17 protein-coding genes and 2 tRNA genes are annotated in these 18,460 nt (G+C 67.6%); 9 read left to right on the forward strand and 10 right to left on the reverse strand.

The window, feature by feature from the left end; all coding sequences use genetic code 11:
- Positions 1-62 precede the first annotated feature (62 nt).
- Positions 63-905 (reverse strand): HDOD domain-containing protein, encoded by an 843-nt coding sequence (locus HAV22_RS27685; RefSeq protein ID WP_166863992.1) that lies wholly within the window; start codon positions 903-905, stop codon positions 63-65.
- Positions 902-1,234, reverse strand: a complete 333-nt coding sequence (locus HAV22_RS27690) for a hypothetical protein (protein WP_229421463.1) — start codon at positions 1,232-1,234, stop codon at positions 902-904. Before HAV22_RS27690 ends, HAV22_RS27685 begins: the two co-directional genes overlap by 4 nt.
- 101 nt (positions 1,235-1,335) lie before the next feature.
- Here HAV22_RS27690 and HAV22_RS27695 point away from each other — a divergent pair, with 101 nt between their 5' ends.
- Together HAV22_RS27695 and HAV22_RS27700 are read left to right on the forward strand one after the other, a co-directional pair.
- On the forward strand, positions 1,336-1,887 hold the full coding sequence (locus HAV22_RS27695) for a DUF1697 domain-containing protein (protein ID WP_166863995.1): 552 nt from the start codon (positions 1,336-1,338) through the stop codon (positions 1,885-1,887).
- Positions 1,888-2,313: 426 nt separating this feature from the next.
- Positions 2,314-4,278 carry an AAA family ATPase gene (locus HAV22_RS27700; RefSeq protein WP_166863998.1) on the forward strand — a complete coding sequence of 655 codons (1,965 nt, stop codon included), beginning with the start codon at positions 2,314-2,316 and terminating at the stop codon, positions 4,276-4,278.
- A gap of 55 nt (positions 4,279-4,333) precedes the next feature.
- Here HAV22_RS27700 and HAV22_RS27705 read toward each other — a convergent pair whose 3' ends face one another.
- Together HAV22_RS27705 and HAV22_RS27710 are read right to left on the reverse strand one after the other, a co-directional pair.
- Positions 4,334-4,963 (reverse strand): Vgb family protein, encoded by a 630-nt coding sequence (locus HAV22_RS27705; protein ID WP_166864001.1) that lies wholly within the window; start codon positions 4,961-4,963, stop codon positions 4,334-4,336.
- Positions 4,964-4,972: 9 nt separating this feature from the next.
- The gene (locus HAV22_RS27710) at positions 4,973-6,193 is read right to left on the reverse strand and encodes an HTH domain-containing protein (RefSeq protein WP_166864004.1); all 1,221 of its coding nucleotides are present in this window, start codon (positions 6,191-6,193) and stop codon (positions 4,973-4,975) included.
- An 85-nt stretch (positions 6,194-6,278) separates the two neighbouring features.
- Here HAV22_RS27710 and HAV22_RS27715 point away from each other — a divergent pair, with 85 nt between their 5' ends.
- Complete coding sequence (locus tag HAV22_RS27715) at positions 6,279-7,073, forward strand: DUF899 domain-containing protein (RefSeq protein ID WP_166864007.1); 795 nt, start codon at positions 6,279-6,281, stop codon at positions 7,071-7,073.
- Positions 7,073-7,705, forward strand: coding sequence for a copper chaperone (locus HAV22_RS27720; RefSeq protein ID WP_166864010.1), 633 nt, complete (start codon positions 7,073-7,075; stop codon positions 7,703-7,705). Before HAV22_RS27715 ends, HAV22_RS27720 begins: the two co-directional genes overlap by 1 nt.
- Here the strand turns inward: HAV22_RS27720 and HAV22_RS27725 are convergent.
- Positions 7,646-9,337 carry a cation:proton antiporter domain-containing protein gene (locus HAV22_RS27725; protein ID WP_166864013.1) on the reverse strand — a complete coding sequence of 564 codons (1,692 nt, stop codon included), beginning with the start codon at positions 9,335-9,337 and terminating at the stop codon, positions 7,646-7,648. The two genes, HAV22_RS27720 and HAV22_RS27725, sit on opposite strands and share 60 nt — an antisense overlap.
- 151 nt (positions 9,338-9,488) lie before the next feature.
- Entirely contained in the window at positions 9,489-10,124 is a 636-nt protein-coding gene (locus HAV22_RS27730) for a TetR/AcrR family transcriptional regulator (protein ID WP_166864016.1), read from the reverse strand.
- Positions 10,125-10,220: 96 nt separating this feature from the next.
- Between HAV22_RS27730 and HAV22_RS27735 the strand changes: the two genes are divergently transcribed.
- Genes HAV22_RS27735 through HAV22_RS27755 form a run of 5 tightly spaced genes read left to right on the forward strand, consistent with a single transcriptional unit; the run spans position 10,221 to position 15,353 of the window.
- Complete coding sequence (locus HAV22_RS27735) at positions 10,221-11,402, forward strand: lipid-transfer protein (RefSeq protein ID WP_166864018.1); 1,182 nt, start codon at positions 10,221-10,223, stop codon at positions 11,400-11,402.
- A gap of 10 nt (positions 11,403-11,412) precedes the next feature.
- Complete coding sequence (locus tag HAV22_RS27740) at positions 11,413-12,549, forward strand: acyl-CoA dehydrogenase family protein (protein ID WP_229421465.1); 1,137 nt, start codon at positions 11,413-11,415, stop codon at positions 12,547-12,549.
- Positions 12,549-13,703 carry a CaiB/BaiF CoA transferase family protein gene (locus HAV22_RS27745; RefSeq protein WP_166864021.1) on the forward strand — a complete coding sequence of 385 codons (1,155 nt, stop codon included), beginning with the start codon at positions 12,549-12,551 and terminating at the stop codon, positions 13,701-13,703. The genes HAV22_RS27740 and HAV22_RS27745 overlap by 1 nt, the downstream gene beginning before the upstream one ends.
- Positions 13,704-13,731: 28 nt before the next feature.
- A complete protein-coding gene (locus HAV22_RS27750; protein WP_166864024.1) occupies positions 13,732-15,015 on the forward strand; it encodes a DUF445 domain-containing protein in 1,284 nt (427 codons plus the stop codon).
- A 14-nt stretch (positions 15,016-15,029) separates the two neighbouring features.
- On the forward strand, positions 15,030-15,353 hold the full coding sequence (locus tag HAV22_RS27755) for a putative signal transducing protein (RefSeq protein WP_229421466.1): 324 nt from the start codon (positions 15,030-15,032) through the stop codon (positions 15,351-15,353).
- Positions 15,354-15,423: 70 nt separating this feature from the next.
- Here the strand turns inward: HAV22_RS27755 and HAV22_RS27760 are convergent, their stop codons facing one another.
- From HAV22_RS27760 to miaA, 4 genes are all read right to left on the reverse strand, one after another.
- Positions 15,424-17,055, reverse strand: a complete 1,632-nt coding sequence (locus HAV22_RS27760) for a hypothetical protein (RefSeq protein ID WP_166864026.1) — start codon at positions 17,053-17,055, stop codon at positions 15,424-15,426.
- A 139-nt stretch (positions 17,056-17,194) separates the two neighbouring features.
- Positions 17,195-17,271, reverse strand: a tRNA-Met gene (locus HAV22_RS27765).
- A 68-nt stretch (positions 17,272-17,339) separates the two neighbouring features.
- Positions 17,340-17,416, reverse strand: a tRNA-Met gene (locus HAV22_RS27770).
- 86 nt (positions 17,417-17,502) lie between these two features.
- A complete protein-coding gene (gene miaA, locus HAV22_RS27775; RefSeq protein ID WP_166864029.1) occupies positions 17,503-18,456 on the reverse strand; it encodes a tRNA (adenosine(37)-N6)-dimethylallyltransferase MiaA in 954 nt (317 codons plus the stop codon).
- Positions 18,457-18,460: the final 4 nt, after the last annotated feature.

Consider the following 18,460-nt stretch of genomic DNA (forward strand, 5'->3'; position numbering starts at 1 on the left):
ACCCGGCAGCGAGACGTCCTCGCTGCCGTCATCATGACCATCCTGGGCCTGGACGGCCTCGTTCAAGCCATCAGGATGGTCGACATCTCGCCGAACTGCACTTCCGTTTCGCGGAACAGGTGCAGATAGGCTTCCTCGTTCAATCCCATCGCATCCCATGCCAAGCTGGATACGCGCGGCACCAGTTCCTCGTCTTCGCCGGCCAGGTCGAGCGCGTGGACGATGGCATTGGCCACGTGCACGATGGCCGCAAGGAAACCAGCGCCGTGCATGTCGGGCGCATGGTGGCAGGCGATCGCGTGGCGCATCGTGTCCGAAAAGTTCCAGTGGTCGGCCAGGGCGACCCCGGCGTCGACGTGATCGATGCCCAGCACGGCGCGTTCGGCCTCCAGCCAGTCGCCGCCATGCTGCGCGCGCCATGCAACGACCTGGGCATAGGCGTCGGGATGGCCCGTCACGAGCACGAGTTTGCCGATGTCGTGCAGCAAGCCGGCCGTGAAGGCGATGTCCTGGTTGAAGCGCATCCGGCGCGCGAGCGCGCGAGCGCACACGGCCGTGGCGATCGAATGGCGCCAGAACGACTTGTCGTGAAACCCGGCGCAGCGTCCGCTGGGGAAGCAACCGGTGATGGCAGCCGCCGTGATCAGGTTGCGCGTGGCCTGGAAGCCGAGGAACGTGATGGCTTGCTGGATCGTCGTGACCTTCACCTGCAGGCCGAACGACGACGAATTGGCGAGGCGCAGCGTCTTGGCCGTCAACGCCTGGTCGTACGACACCTTTTTCGCCAGCACGGAAATGTCGATGTCGTCTTGTTCTATGCTGCTGAGCAATTCCATCACGACGGCGGGCAGCGACGGCAAGTCTTGCACGCCGGCTGCGAGCTGTTCGGGTAACAGGCGGTTCATGCGTCCTCCCCGCGTTGCAAACGATAATCTTCCACGTAGCGGCGCAGGATGCCCGTACCCCAGTCGCCGAGGTCGTCGCGATCATGGATGCGGAACAGGTGATCGAGCCGCGCCTGGATCGCCACCGGATCGATAGGCACAGCCGCCGGGGCCGCTTGCAGGATGGGCAGCATGTCGATGCCGTGCCGTCCCAGCGACGCGAGCATCGATTCCGTCAAGACCACGCCCTGCGCCAGCAAGACGTTGCCCCTGCCGTCGAGCACGACATCGGACAACACCATTCCCGGACGGGTCTCGGCCAGCGGCGTCAGCTGGAAAGGACCGCTCATGCTTCCCTCATTTATTCTTGGCAATGTATTGATATTACCATCGGGTCAGGGGCTGTGAGCCGCTTAATGCAGTCTTAATCCGGGCAAGGTACGATGGCCGGATGACCAGTCAACGCTATATTGCTTTATTAAGAGGCGTGAATGTCGGGCGGGCAAAACGTGTTGCCATGGCCGACTTGCGCAAACTGATCGCCGATCTCGGCTACGACAATGTGCGCAGCCTGCTCAACAGCGGCAACGTCGTCTTCACCGGTCCTGCCAAGCCGCACGACACGGTGGCGACCGAGATCGAGGACGCGCTGGTGCTCAAGCTCGGCGTCGCGTCCCGCACCATCGTGCTCGGGTGCGCTGACCTGGACGCGATCATTTCTTCCAATCCATTGCTCGACGTCGCGACCGACCATGCGCGCCTGCTGACTTTCATCCTCGGCGGTGCCCATTCGCGCGCAGCCATCGAACCCTTGTGCGGCCAGGACTGGCGTCCGGGCGCGGTGGCGCTGGGCGAGCGCGCCGCCTACGTCTGGTGCCCCGACGGTGTCCTCGACAGTAGGGCGGCCGCGGCGCTGGGCAAGCAGTTGGGCGATGGGACGACCGCGCGCAACTGGGCGACGCTGAGCAAGCTGCGCGCGCTGTGCCAGGAATTGCCGGCCTGAGCCATCCGGGCGCGGCAACGCCCCGCTGCATTAGGAGATTTCGCGCCGATGAACAGATGGCAAAGTTAATCGATTCACCATGCGACAAATGCATTCATTATTCGAACGGCTATTGATAAGTTATTAAAAGCCGCAGTGGTTGATTGCGATTTATTTATCGAATAGATGGGATTGGCAATAAAAAGCGATATCAAGTTGATCATCCGTGTTGCGATTCAAAATTTTTTCCGCGCACGGTATACACGACGCTTTTCTTTACGAGTATAGTCTCCATATCCCCATTGCCTTCGGGCATCAAAACAATATCAAACGCACACGTTTGAATACCCTGCGGTCCCGCACCGCCGCCTTCGCGTCCACTCGGCACTTCGGAAGGCATGCAACACCCAGCCGTATCACGCACCTTCGACTTTGTAGAGTACCGATATGCCCAATTTTGCCCGACTTCAAATTGCCTTTAAGAATGTTTATGTCCGGATTCTAGCTGCCGTATTGCTCGGCGTTGTCACGGGCTGGGCAATCTACAAGGCCGATATCCCGCAAGATCCGTCGCCGGTCGTCTATTCCCAGAACATTTCCGAGATCACCCAACTGGCATCTCAGAAAGACCGCCTGGATTATCTGATCGTGGCAAAGCCGCTGTCGGATTCGCCGCGCTATATCTATAAGTTCAAAGGCACGCCGGAATTGCACGTCGTGAAAGTGCCAAGCACATCGCACTTGTCGCTGGAGCGCGAAGTGCTGCTGAAGAATGCGATCCCGTATTCCATCGCCAAGGACGATTACCTGGCGTCGCACAAGGCCGTCATGCAGGACGAAGGCGAAGGCGTCGGTGCCGACATCCTCGACTTCATGAAGCGCCACGCGCTCGACCTGACCGTGCTGGTGGTGATCCTGTACGCCATGAAATTCGGCATCCCGGGCATGGGCATGAGCAGCCAGCTGATCACGCCGGACAAGCTGAAGGGCAGCCTGGACGACCTGATCGGCATGGAAGACATCAAGCAGGAAGTGCTGCACCTGGAAGACATGATCCGCAACCGCGAGTTGTACAAAGAGCACAACATCGACAAGCCGTTCAACGTCATGCTGACGGGTCCGGCCGGTACGGGCAAGACGAAGCTGGTGGGCTACCTGGCCAAGCGCCTCGACATTCCGCTGATCCAGGCGTCCGGCTCGGCGCTGGAATCGGGCTATGTCGGCGGCGGTTCGAAGGCGCTGAACGCCCTGTACCGCAAGGCGTCGAGCAAGGGCCGCTGCATCATCTTCCTGGATGAGGCGCAAAGCCTGTTCATGCCGCGCGGCCGCAGCGAAAAGAAATGGGAAGACGACACGGCGAACACCCTGCTGGGCCTGCTGGACGGCGTCAAGAGCGACAAGGGCCAGGGCGTGATCTGGGTCGTCGCCTCGAACTTCGACGATGCGTCGACGGAGATGGACGAAGCGATGCTGCGCCGTTTCTCCGTGAAGATCAATTTCCGCCTGCCGAACAAGGGCGAGCGCAAGGAACTGCTGCGCAGTTTCCTGGCACGCAAGAAGGAAGGCCTCGTGGATTGGAACGACCTCGACCTGGACCAGGTCGCGGAAATGACGCAGAACCTGAGCCCGGCGCTGCTGGAAACCGTGGTCGAGCGCGCGTCGATGATCTCGATCCAGGAAAAGGCGATCATCAACACGGACCTGCTGTTCCGCGCCTACGAGCGCGCCACGATCGGCTTGACCGACCGCGCCACGACGGCCGAGAAGCACAAGCAGCGCGAGCGCATCGCCGTGCACGAACTGGGTCACTTCTTCATGCAGATCGACCCGCACCTGCGTGCCGGCATGAGCCTGGCCGAGGTCAAGGAAAAGTCGCATCTGCTGAAGATCAGCACGGAAGCGGTGTCCAAGATCGGTGCGCTGGGCTATGTGCTGCAATCCGGTGACGACATGTCGCTGCGCACGCTGGAAGAAATGGAGCGCGACGTGATCGGCCTGTACGGCGGCGTGGCGGCGGAAGAACTGTTCTACGGCGCACGCGGCATTTCCGTCGGCAGCCAGAACGACATCGAAAAGATCACGAAGATGCTGAACCTGATGGTCGGCCGCCTGTCGATGTATTCGCGCGCCAAGATCGACTACAGCCAGTTGCAGAACGACGCGTCCGGCGAGCACACCTTGCGCCAGGTGGAGGAGAAATCGGATGAGCTGTACAACTACACGCTGAATTCGATCCGCGACTACAAGGACGTGATCCTGTCGATCAAGGAAACGCTGCTCGACCAGTACGTGCTGTCGAAGGATGCCGTGTTCGAGCTGCTGGAAGCACACCAGGATGCGCTGATGGCCGGCTTGAACGCGCCGCGCCACGCGAGCCTGAAGCTGTGCGCCGAAGAGGCGGCGGTGGCCTAAGTAAAAGTTTGGTGGTGGTGATGATGCGGCGGGCAGCGATGTCCGCCGCTTTTTTTTATTCGGGCCGCTGCACGACCCGGATCTTGCCGCTGCCGCCCCCGCCGCAGAAGAAGCGGTCGACGCCGTCGGACTCCAGGCCCGACACCATCGCATCGGCCGGCATCTCGACGCATTGCAGCACGTCGCCCGTGCGCGGGTCCACGCGGCGCAAGTCGCTGCTGTCGTTTTCCCACGTGGCGTGCCACAGCTCGCCGTTCAGCCACGTCACGCCCGTGACGAAGCGCTTCGATTCGATCGTCTGCAGGATCGCACCCGTCTCCGGATCGAGGCGGTGGATCTTGCGCGCGCGGTGCTGGCCGATCCACAGCGAGCCTTCGGCCCACGTGAGGCCGGCGCCGCCGCCGTCCGGCGTCGGGATGCTCGACAGGACGGCGCCCGTGTCGGGATCGATCTTCTGGATGCGGCTGTCCGCGATCTGGTACAGGTAGCGGCCGTCGAACGCGGTGCCCGCGTGCGCCGGGACCGGGAGGGAGCGCTGCAGCCGGCCGCTGTCGGGATCGACCGCGTTCAAGTGGTCGCCGGACGCGAACCACAGCCGGGAGCCGTCGAAGGAGACGCCATGCACGCCGGGCTGGTCGTCGAAGGGTCCGTACTCGCGGACGATATGGGCAGGTGTCGTTTTCATATGGTCATTCTATTGAACGCCCGGCGCCGAGGGGAGTAACAAGCTTGTCGCGAAACCGGGCAGCGGGAGCATCGCCCAGCGGCGCGCCCGGGCCTGGCCGAACGCCTGGATCTTGCCGCCGGCCGCCAGCGTTTCCAGCGCGCGCTGGACGGTGCGCTGGCTCGTGCCCAGCGCCTGCGCGAGCGCGGAGCTGGACCACGCCTCCCCATCCGACAGCAATGCCAGCAGCGGCGCGTGGTCGTCGTCGACGGGACGGACGAGCACGGCGACGTCGTGCCCGTCATGCGCCACCAATTGGAAGCCGCGCGGCGTCGCGCGCACGCCGGCCGCGCCGCGCAGCACGGACCGCAGCCGGCCCATCTCGACGCGCAGCCGGGCGCGGTGCGTCTCGTCCGGATGGCGGGTGCGGAACGCGGCCAGGATCAGCATCTCACGCGGCGCATCGTGCGGCCAGGCCTCGGCCAGTGCGCGGACGAGGGCGAACAGGACGGGCCGCCGCGCCAGCGGAATCTCCTGGGCGCGGTGGTGCACGGCGTGCAGGCAGCCGTCGACCACCAGCGCGGTCGAGGCCATCAGCCGCTCCACCTCGTCGAGCAGCACGTCGCGCTGGCCGTCCGGCGTGATGAGTCGCGCGGCCGGCGCATCAAGCAGGCGCGCGGCCCACTCCACTTCGGCGCCGAGGGCGGCGATGCCGGCGGCGCGCGCGTGGGCGTCCGCGCGGACGAGCGCCGCGCGCGCCGCCTGCGCGCGCATGCGCCGCACCGCGATGCCGGCGGCCGTCAGCTCGTGCGCGGCACGCAACGCGCGCGGCAGGCCGGACGCATCCAGCGCGGCCAGGCGCTGCTCGGCATCGTCGAGGCGGCCCGTCAGCAGCAGGCGGCGGATTTCCAGGTAGCGGGCATGCGCCGCGTTGGCGTGGTCGCCGTGCGCGTCCAGCGTGCGGCAGGCGTCGGCGAGCAAGGTCGCGCAGGTGTCGAAGTCGCGCGCCGCGAGCGCGATCTCGGCCTCGGCGAGCTGGCAGCGCGCGCGCGCGACGGCTTCTCTCGCGCCGAATGCGCGGGCGGCGCGGCGCACGAGCTGGCGGGCGCGCGCGAGATCGCCCAGCTGCGCCATCGCGATGCCGCGCAAAGCCAGCGCGGGCGCGTCGTCACGCAGGGCGACGCGGGAGAGGGCGCCGAGCGGGTCGCCGTGCGCCAGCGACAGGGCCGCCGCCGTGATCATCGAGTCCATCGGAATCGCGCCAAACTTGTCACTCCCGTCATGTGCCGTGCCCTCCCTACTATAGCACCGCATTCAACCACCTAAAGGAACGACCATGACGACGCATCAGACAGCAACCCGGGACGAATGGATGGCCGCGCGCCTGCGGCTGTGGGAGGCGGAGCGCGAGCTCACGCACCGCGGCGACGAGCTCGCGCGCCAGCGCCAGGCCTTGCCCTGGGTCCGCATCGACAAGGACTATCGCTTCGACACCGGGTCCGGCACGGCCACCTTGGTCGACCTGTTCCGGGGCCGCTCGCAACTGCTCATCTACCACTTCATGTTCGGCGTCGACTACAAGGCGGGCTGCCCGTCGTGCTCGGCGATCGCGGACGGGTTCGACGGCATCGTCACGCACCTGGCCAACCATGACGTGACGTTGATGGCCGTGTCGCGCGCGCCGCAGGCCAGGCTGCAGGCGTACAGGGAACGCATGGGCTGGCGCTTTCCGTGGGCGACCGCGCAGGCGTTGCCGGGCGCGGACTTCAACGCCGACTTCAACGTCTGGTTCTCGGAAGAACAGCAGCGCGAAGGCGGCATCGAGTACAACTACCGCCGCGAACCGCCGATGCGGCAAGCGACCCGCACCGACTGGACGATGCTGGACAGCGGCAGCCCCGCGGCGCTGCAGGCCGCGGCGACGGGCACCGACCTCGCCACGTACACGCGCGACCGGCCCGGCGTGAGCGCCTTCGTGCTGGAGGACGGCGTCGTCTACCACACGTATTCGGCCTATGCGCGCGGCCTCGACGGCCTGTGGGGCATGTTCCAGTGGCTGGACCGCGCACCGAAGGGCCGCAACGAGGACGGCGTCTGGTGGCGGCGCCACGACGAGTATCCCGTGCGGTGATGGGCCAGATCCCGATGCCGGGCGGGTGGGCCATGGCGGCGATGTGGCTACCGATGTGCGGCCAGTCCCGGCTCGGCGCCATGGCCGGTTTCATCGGGACGTGGGCCGCGATGATGGTGCCGATGATGCTGCCGCTCGCCGTGGCGCCATTGCGCCGTTATCGCGCGGCGCTGGCCGGGACGGAACGGTGGCGGGCGCGCCTGCTCACGGCGGTGGCCGGGTGCGCGTGGGCCCTGGCCTGGACGGTGCCCGCGTTGCCGCTGTACGTGGCCGGCACGATCGTGGCACAGGCGCTGCTGGACCTGCCAGCGCTGGCGCGCACGATGCCAATGCTGGCGGCCGTCGCCGGCGTGGCGGGCGCCGGCTGGCATGCGGCGTCGTGGTGCCGCCGTCCGGCGCACGTGCTTGACGCCGTGTGCGGGCGGCCCGTCGTCGTCGCGGCGCTGCGGCAGGGCGCGCGGCTGGGCAGTCACTGCGTGCGGCGCTGCGCGGGCATGACCGTCGCGATGGTCGCCGCGGGCTTCATGGAGACGGGCACGATGGCTATCGCCATCGCCGTCGTCGCCGTGGAATCAGTGCGCCTGCGCGAGCGCCAGGCCGTCCAGCACGTGGCGCGTCATGCTGCGGGCTAACTCGTGCTCGCCGACGAGGACCGTGCCGCCCGTCTCCGCGCGCAGCAGGCGTGCCTCTTCCTCGTTGTGCGTGCGCACGACGCAGCGGATGGCGGGATTCAGCGCCTTGGCCGTTTCGACCATCGCGCGCACGTGAAAGGTGTCCGGCGTCGCGATCACGAGCATGGCGGCGCGCGCGATGTGGGCCTGGATCAGCACCGCCGGTTCGGCCGCATTGCCCGCCACGGCCGGCTGGTCGCGCCGGCGCAGCTGGTCGACGATGTCGCGGTTCTGTTCCGCCACCACGTAATGGATGCCCGCGCCGTCCAGCTCCTGCGCGATGCGTTTGCCCACGCGGCCGTAGCCGACCAGCACGACCTGGTTCGTCAGGCGCCCGTGGTCGACCGTCACCGGCAGCTCGGCCAGCGGGTCGGGCGAGCGCGCGAGCTTGCGCGCGCGCTCGGATGCCGACAGCATCCGGTCCTGCAGCGGGCCGACCAGCTTGAACATCAGCGGATTCACGGCGATCGAGATGATGGCGCCCGCGAGGATCAGGTTCTGGCCCAGCTCCGGCAAGAGGCCCAGCGAGATGCCGAGGGCGGCCAGGATGAACGAGAACTCGCCGATCTGCGCGAGGCTCGCGGACACCGTGATGGCCGTATTGAGCGGATAGCGCAGCGCCAGCACGAGAACGAACGCGGCCAGCGATTTGCCGACGAGGATGATGGCGACGACGCCCAGCACTTCCAGCGGGCGCTCGACGAGCACGCGCGGATCGAACAGCATGCCGACGGAGACGAAGAACAGCACGGAGAACGCGTCGCGCAGCGGCAGCGTCTCTTCGGCCGCGCGGTGGCTTAGCTCCGATTCGCGCAGGACCATGCCGGCGAAGAAGGCGCCCAGCGCGAACGACACGCCGAACAGGTGCGACGAGCCGTAGGCGATGCCGACGGCGGCTGCGATCACGGCCAGCGTGAACAGCTCGCGCGAACCGGTCTTCGCGACGCGCCACAGGAACCACGGGAACAGCTTGCGTCCGACGAGCAGCATGAAGGCGATGAAGGCGCCCACCTGCAGCAGGGTTTTCCCCAGCGAGAGCCACAGCGAACCCCCGTCGCCCTTGCCGCCCAGCGGGCCGGCCAGCGCGGGCAGCAGCACGAGCACGAGTACCGTCACGAGGTCTTCCACGACGAGCCAGCCGACCGCGATGCGGCCGTTGAAGGAATCGAGCTGGCCGCGATCTTCGAGCGCGCGCAGCAGCACCACGGTGCTCGCGACCGACAGCGCGAGGCCGAACACGAGGCCTGCCCCGAGGTCCCAGCCCCACAGTTGCGTGAGGCCGATGCCGAGCAGGGTCGCCACCGCGATCTGCAGCACGGCGCCGGGCAGGGCGATGCCTTTCACTTCCAGCAGGTCGTCCAGCGAAAAATGCAGCCCGACGCCGAACATCAGCAGCATCACGCCGATCTCGGCCAGCTGCGACGCGAGATGCACGTCGGCGACGAAGCCCGGCGTGGCGGGGCCGATGATGACACCGGCGGCGAGATAGCCGACCAGCGCGGGCAGGCGGAGGCGCACGGCGAGCATGCCGAACAGCAGGCCGAGACCGAGGGCGGCGGCGATGGTGGTGATCAGGCTGATGTCGTGCTGCATCCCGGCTCCTAGACGATGGCAGTAGGGTGGGGTGTTTGATGCCGGGGGCATCAAGCACGTGCCCACGCGGACGTCGGCATTACGCATGCGTTCGCGTGGGCGGAGGGCCGCCCACCCTACGTAAACCGGTCCAGTATAAGCGACGAGACGATTACGGCACGGTCGCCAGGTTCAACAGTGCCTTGCGCAGCGCCGCCCGCACGGCCAGGAACTGGTCGCGGCGCGATTCGCGGTCGAGGCGGAACAGCATCAGCCCCTCGATCTGCGCCACCATCAGGATCGCGCGCTGCATGTATTCCTCGTCGGGAATCGCCGGGTTCAGTCCGCGGATCAGGTTGTAGACGGTCTTGCGCTCGCGGCCCAGCATGCGGTCCATCAGGCTGGAGGCGAACGCGTTGCGCGACGCCAGCGCCCAGATCTCGAAGAACAGCGCGTGCGTGACGGGGTTCGTGATCTCTTCCAGGAACATGTCGGTCGTCGACACGAATTGCTCGAGACGGGGCCGGTCGCTCATCTCCGCGGAGATGCGGTCCATCTTGGCCTGGAACTCGTCCATCGTGGACAGCAGCACGGCTTCCAGCAGCACCTCCTTGCTGCCGTAGTAATGCTGGACGTTCGAGAGGGTCATCCCCGCCTCGGCCGCCACCCGCCGCATCGACAGGCCGGCATAGCCGTCCGCGGCGAGCAGCCGGCGCGCGGCGTGCAGGATGGCGTGCACGCGCTCCCAGCCCTTTTCCGTCGTCAGGGAGGATTTGTAGCGCAGGGTCTGGTCGAGCGTCGGATGCATGGGACCATTATCGCACGGCATGCTTTCAAAACCAGTACGACTGACCTATAATCGTTTCGATAGGTCGGCTGACCTGATAAAAAATAGGAGACGACGATGAGCCGCAAAGTCCATGTGACGGGTGTCGGGATGATCCCGTTCGCCAAACCGGGGGCGAGCGCCCCGTACCACGAGATGGGGGCGCTGGCCGCTCGCGCCGCGCTGGAGGACGCCGGCATCGCCTGGGAGGACGTCGAGCAGGCCTACGCGGGCTATGTCTACGGCGATTCCACGTGCGGCCAGAAGGCCTTGTATGGCGTCGGCATGACGGGCATCCCGATCGTCAACGTCAACAACAACTGCTCGACGGGGTCCACCGCGCTGTACCTCGCGCGCCAGGCCGTGCAGGGCGGGGCGGCAGACTGCGTGCTCGTGCTGGGCTTCGAGCAGATGAGCCCCGGCGCGCTGGCGTCCGTGTTCACCGACCGGCCCGCGCCGTTCGACGACTTCGACGCCGTCACCGACCGCCTCGTCGGCAAGCCGGAGATCCCGCTGGCGCTGCGTTATTTCGGCGGCGCCGGGCTCGCGCACATGGAAAAATACGGCACGCCGCTGGACGCGTTCGCGCGCATCCGCGCCAAGGCCAGCCGGCATGCGGTGAACAATCCGCTGGCGCTGTTCCGCAAGGAGGTCAGCGTGCAGGACGTGCTGGACGCCCCCGCGATCTGGCCCGGCGTGATGACGCGCCTGATGGCCTGCCCGCCCACGTGCGGCGCCGCCGCGGCTGTTCTCGTGTCCGAGGACTTCGCGAAGAAGCGCGGCCTGCGCGCCGACGTCCACATCGCTGCGCAGGCGATGACGACGGACCGCGCGAGCACGTTCGACACGAACGACATGATGCGCCTCGTCGGCTACGACATGAGCCGCGAGGCCGCGCACAAGGTCTACGAGCAGGCCGGCGTCGGTCCGGACGACCTGGACGTCGTCGAGCTGCACGACTGCTTCGCCCACAACGAATTGATCACCTACGAGGCGCTGGGCCTGTGCCCGGAGGGCGGCGCCGACAAGTTCATCCGCGAAGGCGGCAATACGTACGGCGGCCAGGTCGTCACGAATCCGTCAGGCGGCCTGCTGTCGAAGGGGCATCCGCTCGGCGCGACGGGCCTCGCCCAGTGCTTCGAACTGACGCACCAGCTGCGCGGCAGCGCGGGCGCGCGCCAGGTCGAGGGCGCGCGCACGGCGCTGCAGCACAACCTCGGGCTGGGCGGCGCCTGCGTCGTCACCTTGTACCAGGTTTGAGGAGGCGACCATGACTTCTCCCTGGATGACACCGGAACTGGACACGTTCCGCGATGCCGTGCACCGCTTCGTCGCGCATGAAGTCGTGCCGCACCAGCAGCGCTGGCGCGAGCAGCAGCACGTCGACCGCGCGCTGTGGAACAAGGCCGGCGAACTCGGTCTGCTGCTCGCGGACGTGCCCGACGACTTCGGCGGCTCGGGCGGCACGTTCGCCCACCAGGCCGTCGTGTTCGAGGAACTGGCACTGGCCGGCGACACGGCGTTCGGCCTGCACGTGCACGCGATCGTCGCGCACTACCTGCTGCACCACGGCACGGAAGACCAGAAATACAAATACCTGCCGCGGCTCGCGAGCGGCGAGATGATCGCCGCGATTGCGATGTCGGAGCCGGGCGCCGGGTCCGACCTGAAGGGCATCCGCACGACGGCCGTGCGCGAGGACCGGGGCTATCGCCTGAACGGTTCCAAGACCTTCATCTCGAACGGCTACCTCGCCGACCTCGTGCTCGTCGTCGCCAAGACCGACCCGGCAGCCGGCGCCAAGGGCATCTCGCTGATGCTGCTGGAAACGCGCGACAATCCGGGCTTCCGCGTCGGGCGCATCCTCGACAAGATGGGGCAGAAAGGGCAGGACACGTGCGAGCTGTTCTTCGATGACGCGACCGTCCCCCTCGCGAACGTGCTGGGCGGCGTGGAAGGGCAGGGCTTCGCCCAGCTGATGGCGGAGCTGCCGTACGAGCGCACGATCGTCGGCGTGGCCGGCGTCGCCTGCATCGAGCGGGCGCTGGAGCTGACCGTCACGCATGCGCGCGAGCGCAAGGCATTCGGCCAGGCCCTCATCGACATGCAGAACACGCGCTTCGTGCTGGCCGAGTGCAAGACCGAGGCGACGGTGGCACGCGTCTTCATCGACCGCTGCATCGAGGACCTGATCGCGGGTCGCATGGACACGGTGCGCGCGTCGATGGCCAAGTACTGGATCACGGACTTGCAATGCAAGATCGTCGACCAGTGCCTGCAGCTGTTCGGCGGCTACGGCTACATGCTCGAATACCCCATCACGCAGATGTACCTGGACGCGCGCGTGCAGCGCATCTACGGCGGGGCGAACGAGATCATGAAAGAAATCATCGCGCGGTCGCTGTGATGACGAGCGGACCTTTGCAGGGCTTGCGCGTCATCGAGATGGTCGGCATCGGCCCGTGCCCGTTCGCCGCGATGATGCTGGCCGACATGGGGGCGGACGTGATGCGCATCGACCGCAAACAGGACCCCTCGGCACCGAATCCATACCCGACATTGGGCACGAAGTACGACGTGATGGCGCGCGGCCGCCGTTCGCTGGCGCTGGACTTGAAGTCGCCGCGCGCGCGCCAGCTGCTGCTCGACCTCGTGGGCAAGGCCGATGCGCTCGTCGAAGGCTTCCGGCCCGGCGTGATGGAGCGGCTGGGCCTCGGCCCGGAAGTCTGCCACGACCGCAACCCGAAGCTCGTGTACGGCCGCGTCACGGGGTGGGGCCAGGCGGGCCCGCTCGCGCAGGCCGCGGGACACGACCTGAACTACGTGGCGCTGTCCGGCATGCTGCACGCGATGGGCGACGCGGACCGGCCGCCTGCTCCGCCGCTGAACCTCGTCGGCGACTTCGGCGGCGGCGGCATGATGCTGGCGTTCGGCGTCGTCTGCGCCATGCTGGAGGCGCGCGCGTCGGGCCGCGGGCAGGTGGTCGACGCCGCGATGACGGACGGCGCCGCGCTGCTGGGCGCCATGACGTGCGGCCTGCGCGCGCACGGCACGTGGTCGGCCGCGCGCGGCGCCAACCTGCTGGACGGCGGCGCGCCGTTCTACGCGACCTATGCCTGCGCCGACGGGCGCTTCATCGCCGTGGGCGCCATCGAGCCGCAGTTCTATGCGCGCCTGCTGGCGCTGGCGGGGTCGTCGGACCCGGCGTTCGCGCGGCAGTGGGACCGGGACGACTGGCCGGCGCTGAAAGAAAAATTCGCGGCGCTGTTCGCGACGCGCACGCGTGACGCGTGGCGCGCGCTGCTGGAGGGGACGGACGCCTGCTTCGCGCCCGTGCTCGACATGGACGAAGCGCCGCATCACCCGCACAATGCCGCGCGCAAGACGTTCGTCGACGTCGACGGCGTCACGCAGCCGGCGCCCGCGCCGCGCTTCTCGCGCACGCCGGGCCAGGCGCGGCCCGTGGCCGCCGCGCCGGGGGAGGACGGTGCCGCCGTGCTGGCCGACTGGGGCTGGTCCGAGGACGCCATCGCGAGGCTGCGGCGCGACAATATCGTCTAGGCTGGGCTACCATGACGGCATGGAGACCATGCCTCACAAGGAACGCGAGCTGCGCCAGTCCAAGCGCCTGGCGCTGGGCTTCTTCGTCGGTGCGGCCGCGCTGTTCGCCCTGTCGTTGCCGCTGTCCGTCCGCTGGCCGGGCAATTGGTGGATCGGCCTGCTGAAGGCGTTCGCGGAGGCCGCGATGGTCGGCGCGCTGGCCGACTGGTTTGCCGTCGTCGCGCTGTTCCGGCGCGTGCCGATTCCGCTCGTCTCGCGCCACACGGAGATCATCCCCGCCAACAAGGAGCGCATCGCAGACAACCTGGCTGCGTTCGTGCGCGATAAATTCCTCGACACGGATTCCATCGTCCGGCTGATCCAGCGCCACGACCCCGCGCAGAAAGTCGCGGACTGGCTCACGAAGCCGGAGAACACGGAGCGCCTGGGCGACACGCTCGTGCGCGTGGCCGGCTTCGCGCTCGACGTCATCGAGGACGCGGCCGTGCAGAACTTCGTGCGGCGCGCCGTGCACGGGGCGATCGGCGGTATCGACCTGTCGCGGACGGCGGGCACGATCCTGGAAAGCCTGACGCGCGACGGCCGCCACCAGCAGATCCTCGACGAGGGCCTCGATCAGCTGGCGCACCTGCTGGCGAACCCCGACACGCAGGCGTTCGTCGCCCAGGGCATCGTCGACTGGCTGCGCGACGAGTACGCGTTCATGGAAAAGATGCTGCCGACGGAGCTCATCGGCCGCAAGGGGGCGGACATCGCCGTGCGGCTCGCGGCCGGCATCCTGACGCGCGTGAGCGCCGACCCGGACCACCCGCTGCGCCGGCGCTTCGACGTGTTCACGCACGATTTCATCGAACGGCTGAAGACCGATCCGTCGTTCATCGAGAAAGGCGAGGACATCAAGCGCCACCTGATCGGCGATGCCGCCGTGAACGCCTACATCGGTTCGCTGTGGAGCGACCTGAAAGGCTGGATCAAGGCTGACCTGCACCAGGAGGATTCCGTGCTGCGCCGGCGGATCGTCGCCACCGGCGCGTGGATCGGCAAGACGCTCGCCGAGGACGCCGTCCTGCGCGCGGCGCTGAACGAGAACCTGGAACTGGCCGTGCGCGGCGCGGCGCCCGAGTTCGCGGGCTTCCTGACGCGCCACATCGCCGACACGGTCAAGCACTGGGACAGCGGCGAGATGTCGCACCAGGTCGAGATCAACATCGGCAAGGACCTTCAATACATCCGCATCAACGGTACCATCGTCGGGGGCCTGATCGGCGTCGCGCTGTACCTGCTGTCCGCGCTGCCGGGCTGGCTGGGCTAACACGGAGGATCATCATGCAAGCAACGAGCGACATGGTGAACGCGGCGCTGACCGGCGCCCCCGACCTGGCGCGCCTGCCGGGCCGCGACCTCGTCGAAGTGGCGCGCTACCTGATCCCGCTGGAAGCGAACCTCGTGCAGGGCTGCCTCGCCGCCTCGGGCGTGCCGGCCGTGCTGGCCGACGCCCACCTGGTGCAAACCGACATGCTGCTGGCGCCCGCGCTGGGCGGGGTGCGCATCCTCGTGCCGCACGATCATCTGCAGCAGGCGCAGGCCGTGCTGGAAGCGTTCGCGCGCGGGGAGTTCGCCCTCGGAGACGATGCCGACGTTGGGGAGTAGGGTGGGCACCCCGTGCCCACGCGGACGCATGCGTGACGCAAACGTGCGCGTGGGCGGAGGGCCGCCCACCCTACTTCAGCAGCGCGGCAGCGCGTGCGTCGTCCACGGCATACAGGTGAGCGGGCAGGCCGACGCCGCCACCGCACGGCACCGTGACGCTGGTGCCGTCGCGCAGGCCGAGCGTCGTCTTGCCGTGTGCCTGGCACGCGGCCACCGACGCCTTCACGCCGGCCGCATTGCCGAACAGCGGCAGGCCCTCGGCCTTCACGATTTCCATGCCGGCGCGCAGCGTACCGCACCTGGGCCCCGCGCCGATGCGTACGGACGCTTCTTCCTCGTAGGTGCGCGCGGCGCCGCCGCAATCGGCCGCCATCAACCGCCTGAGATGGCGGAACGCGAACATGGTGGCCATGGCCGGGCTCCATGCGTCGGTCGTGCGCAGCAGGGCGCCCGGCTGGCGGGTGTAGTCGAGCAGCACCGCGTCGAGCGGCTCGCTGCCCGCCAGGCGCGGCAACCAGCGCGGCGTGCAGTCCTTGGTGCCGCCGCATTCGATGTCCTGCACGAAGTCCGTGCGTTCGCCGTCGCGGGCCTTGCGGATGTAGTCGCGCAGGCGCAGCAGCGGATGGTCCGTGCCCCCTGCGGACAAGCCGATGGCGTAGAACGCCAGCCCGCACTGGTACGGCGACTCGCCCCAGCCGCGGTCGCCCATGGCCTTCCAAGGCTTGCCGTCGGCCGACACGGCGCAGCCGTTCACCGCGGTTTCCAGCGCATCCTTCAGCGCGGCGCGGTCGAGCCAGCCCAACTGCGCGGTCGCCGCGACGCGCAGGAATTCCGCACCGCCTTCGTGGATCGTCGCCTCGTCGTCCTGCCATGCGTCGTGCCATGCCGTCGGTTGCAGTAGGTGGGCGATTTCGTGGGGCAGGAAGCGGAGCAGGACGCCGTCCTGTGTGGGCCCCGGCGCGGACGGGAAGGACAGCCGCAGCACGGTGTGGTTGGCGATGTCCCCGCGCCAGGCGGGCGGTGTCGACGGCGCCGCCAGGGTGAACGGCACCGTGAACGGAATGCCCGGCATGTCCTGCGCGAGCTGGCGCGCGGCGCCGGCGACGGTGGCGTTCAGGCGCTGCAGGGTCTCCGGCGCGAAGCGCGCATCGGCATGCACGCGCCGCCCTTCCATGGCGCGAAACGGCTCCTGGATCAGCACCGTCGGCATGTGGTCGGCACCGGTGCCCGCGGCCCGCGTGCCCCGTTCGGCCGTCATGGCGCCATCCACGACGACGGTGCCGCCGGGCGCTTCGAAGGTCCAGTCGACGGGGCCGCACGCGTCCGTGACGGCATACACGTCCGTGTGCACGTACAAACCCTTTTCGACGGGATAGGCCCACGGGTAGATGCGATCCACGTCGCGCGCGCTGGCGGGCACGCGCAGGCGCAAGGTCGTGCACGCGGCCTGCTTGCGGACGATGCGTCCGTTTTCCAGCGCCGTGCAGTCGTCGGCCGCGCGCCAGTCATCGCGCAGGGGGACGGTGGCGTTCGGCTGCATGTCGGCGGTGCGGAATTCCAGCGCCGTGCACGCGGGTGGAATGCGATAGCTGACCTCGAGCGCGCCCGGATCGCGCATCGTGATGGTCGCCTGTACCGGCGCGGCGGCGTGGGCGAAAGCGGGCGCGCAGGCCAGCAGCAGGGCGGACAGGGGAAGCTTCACGACGTCTCCAGGGATGAAAACGAAATGATATCTCGACAATATTGCCTGTCAGCACTGCCTGATCGGATAGGTTGCGCACCGGCGATCCGCGGCAAATGAAAAAGCCGCCGGTCCTTGCGAACCGGCGGCTTTCCGAATCTGGTGGTGATAGGTGGACTTGAACCACCGACCCTAGCATTATGAATGCTATGCTCTAACCAACTGAGCTATATCACCAAAACCTGAGGTGCTGCTAAAAACAAAATGGCTCAGCATTGCGCGCCAAGCCATCTCGCTTGAATCTGTGGTGGTGATAGGTGGACTTGAACCACCGACCCTAGCATTATGAATGCTATGCTCTAACCAACTGAGCTATATCACCGGAACGGGGTGCATTATGCCGTTCGGCCCCGGAAGTGTCAAGGCTACCCGCTCCGGATCACCCTGTCCAGACCCGTTCGAATCGTCTCACCCCCGCAACGTGGACAGATGATCAAGCATCCGCGGCGCCGGGTCCGGGCCGAGGCAATCGATCACGATCCGCTCCGGCATCGAACGCAGCCACGTCAACTGGCGCTTGGCCAGCTGGCGCGTGGCGACGATGCCCGTCTCGCGTAACTGGGCCCGGTCGATCGTGCCGTCGAGGTATTCCCACGCCTGGCGGTAGCCGACGCAGCGCATCGACGGCAGGTTCGGGTGCAGGTCGCCGCGGGCGCGCAGGCCCGCGACCTCGGCCACGATGCCCGCGTCGTCGCGCTTGCCCAGCATCTGGTCGAACCGCAGCGCGATGCGCTCGTGCAGCACGGCGCGGTCCGACGGCTCCAACGCGAACGGCACGAGGTCGAACGGCAGCTCGGGCTTCTCGCGGCGTGCGAGCAGCGCGGACATCGGCTTGCCCGACAGTTCGTAGATTTCCAGCGCGCGGTTGATGCGCTGGGCGTCGTTCGGCGCGAGGCGGTCGGCCGTCACCGGATCGACATCGCGCAGCTTCGCATGCATGCCGGGCCAGCCGATGCGCGCGGCTTCCGCGTCGAGGCGCGCACGCACGTCCGCGTCCGCGGTGGGCAGGTCGTCGAGGCCGTCGTTCAGACCCTTAAAGTACATCATCGTGCCGCCGACGAGCAGGGGCAGCCGGCCGCGCGCCTGGATCTCGCCCACGAGCCGGATTGCATCCGTGCGGAACTGCGCGACGGAGTACGCGTCGAGCGGGTCGATGATGTCGATGAGGTGATGGGGCGCGCTCGCCAGTTCTTCCGCCGACGGTTTCGCCGTGCCGATGTCCATGCCCCGGTAGACGAGGGCGGAGTCGACGGAGATGATCTCGACGGGCAGTTCTTTGGCGATGGCGAGCGCCGCCGCCGTCTTGCCGGACGCGGTCGGGCCCATGATGGCCACGGCCAGCGGTTTGTGTTGCGATGTCATGGGA

The organism is Telluria antibiotica, from assembly GCF_011682055.1.
Lineage (GTDB): Bacteria > Pseudomonadota > Gammaproteobacteria > Burkholderiales > Burkholderiaceae_D > Telluria > Telluria antibiotica.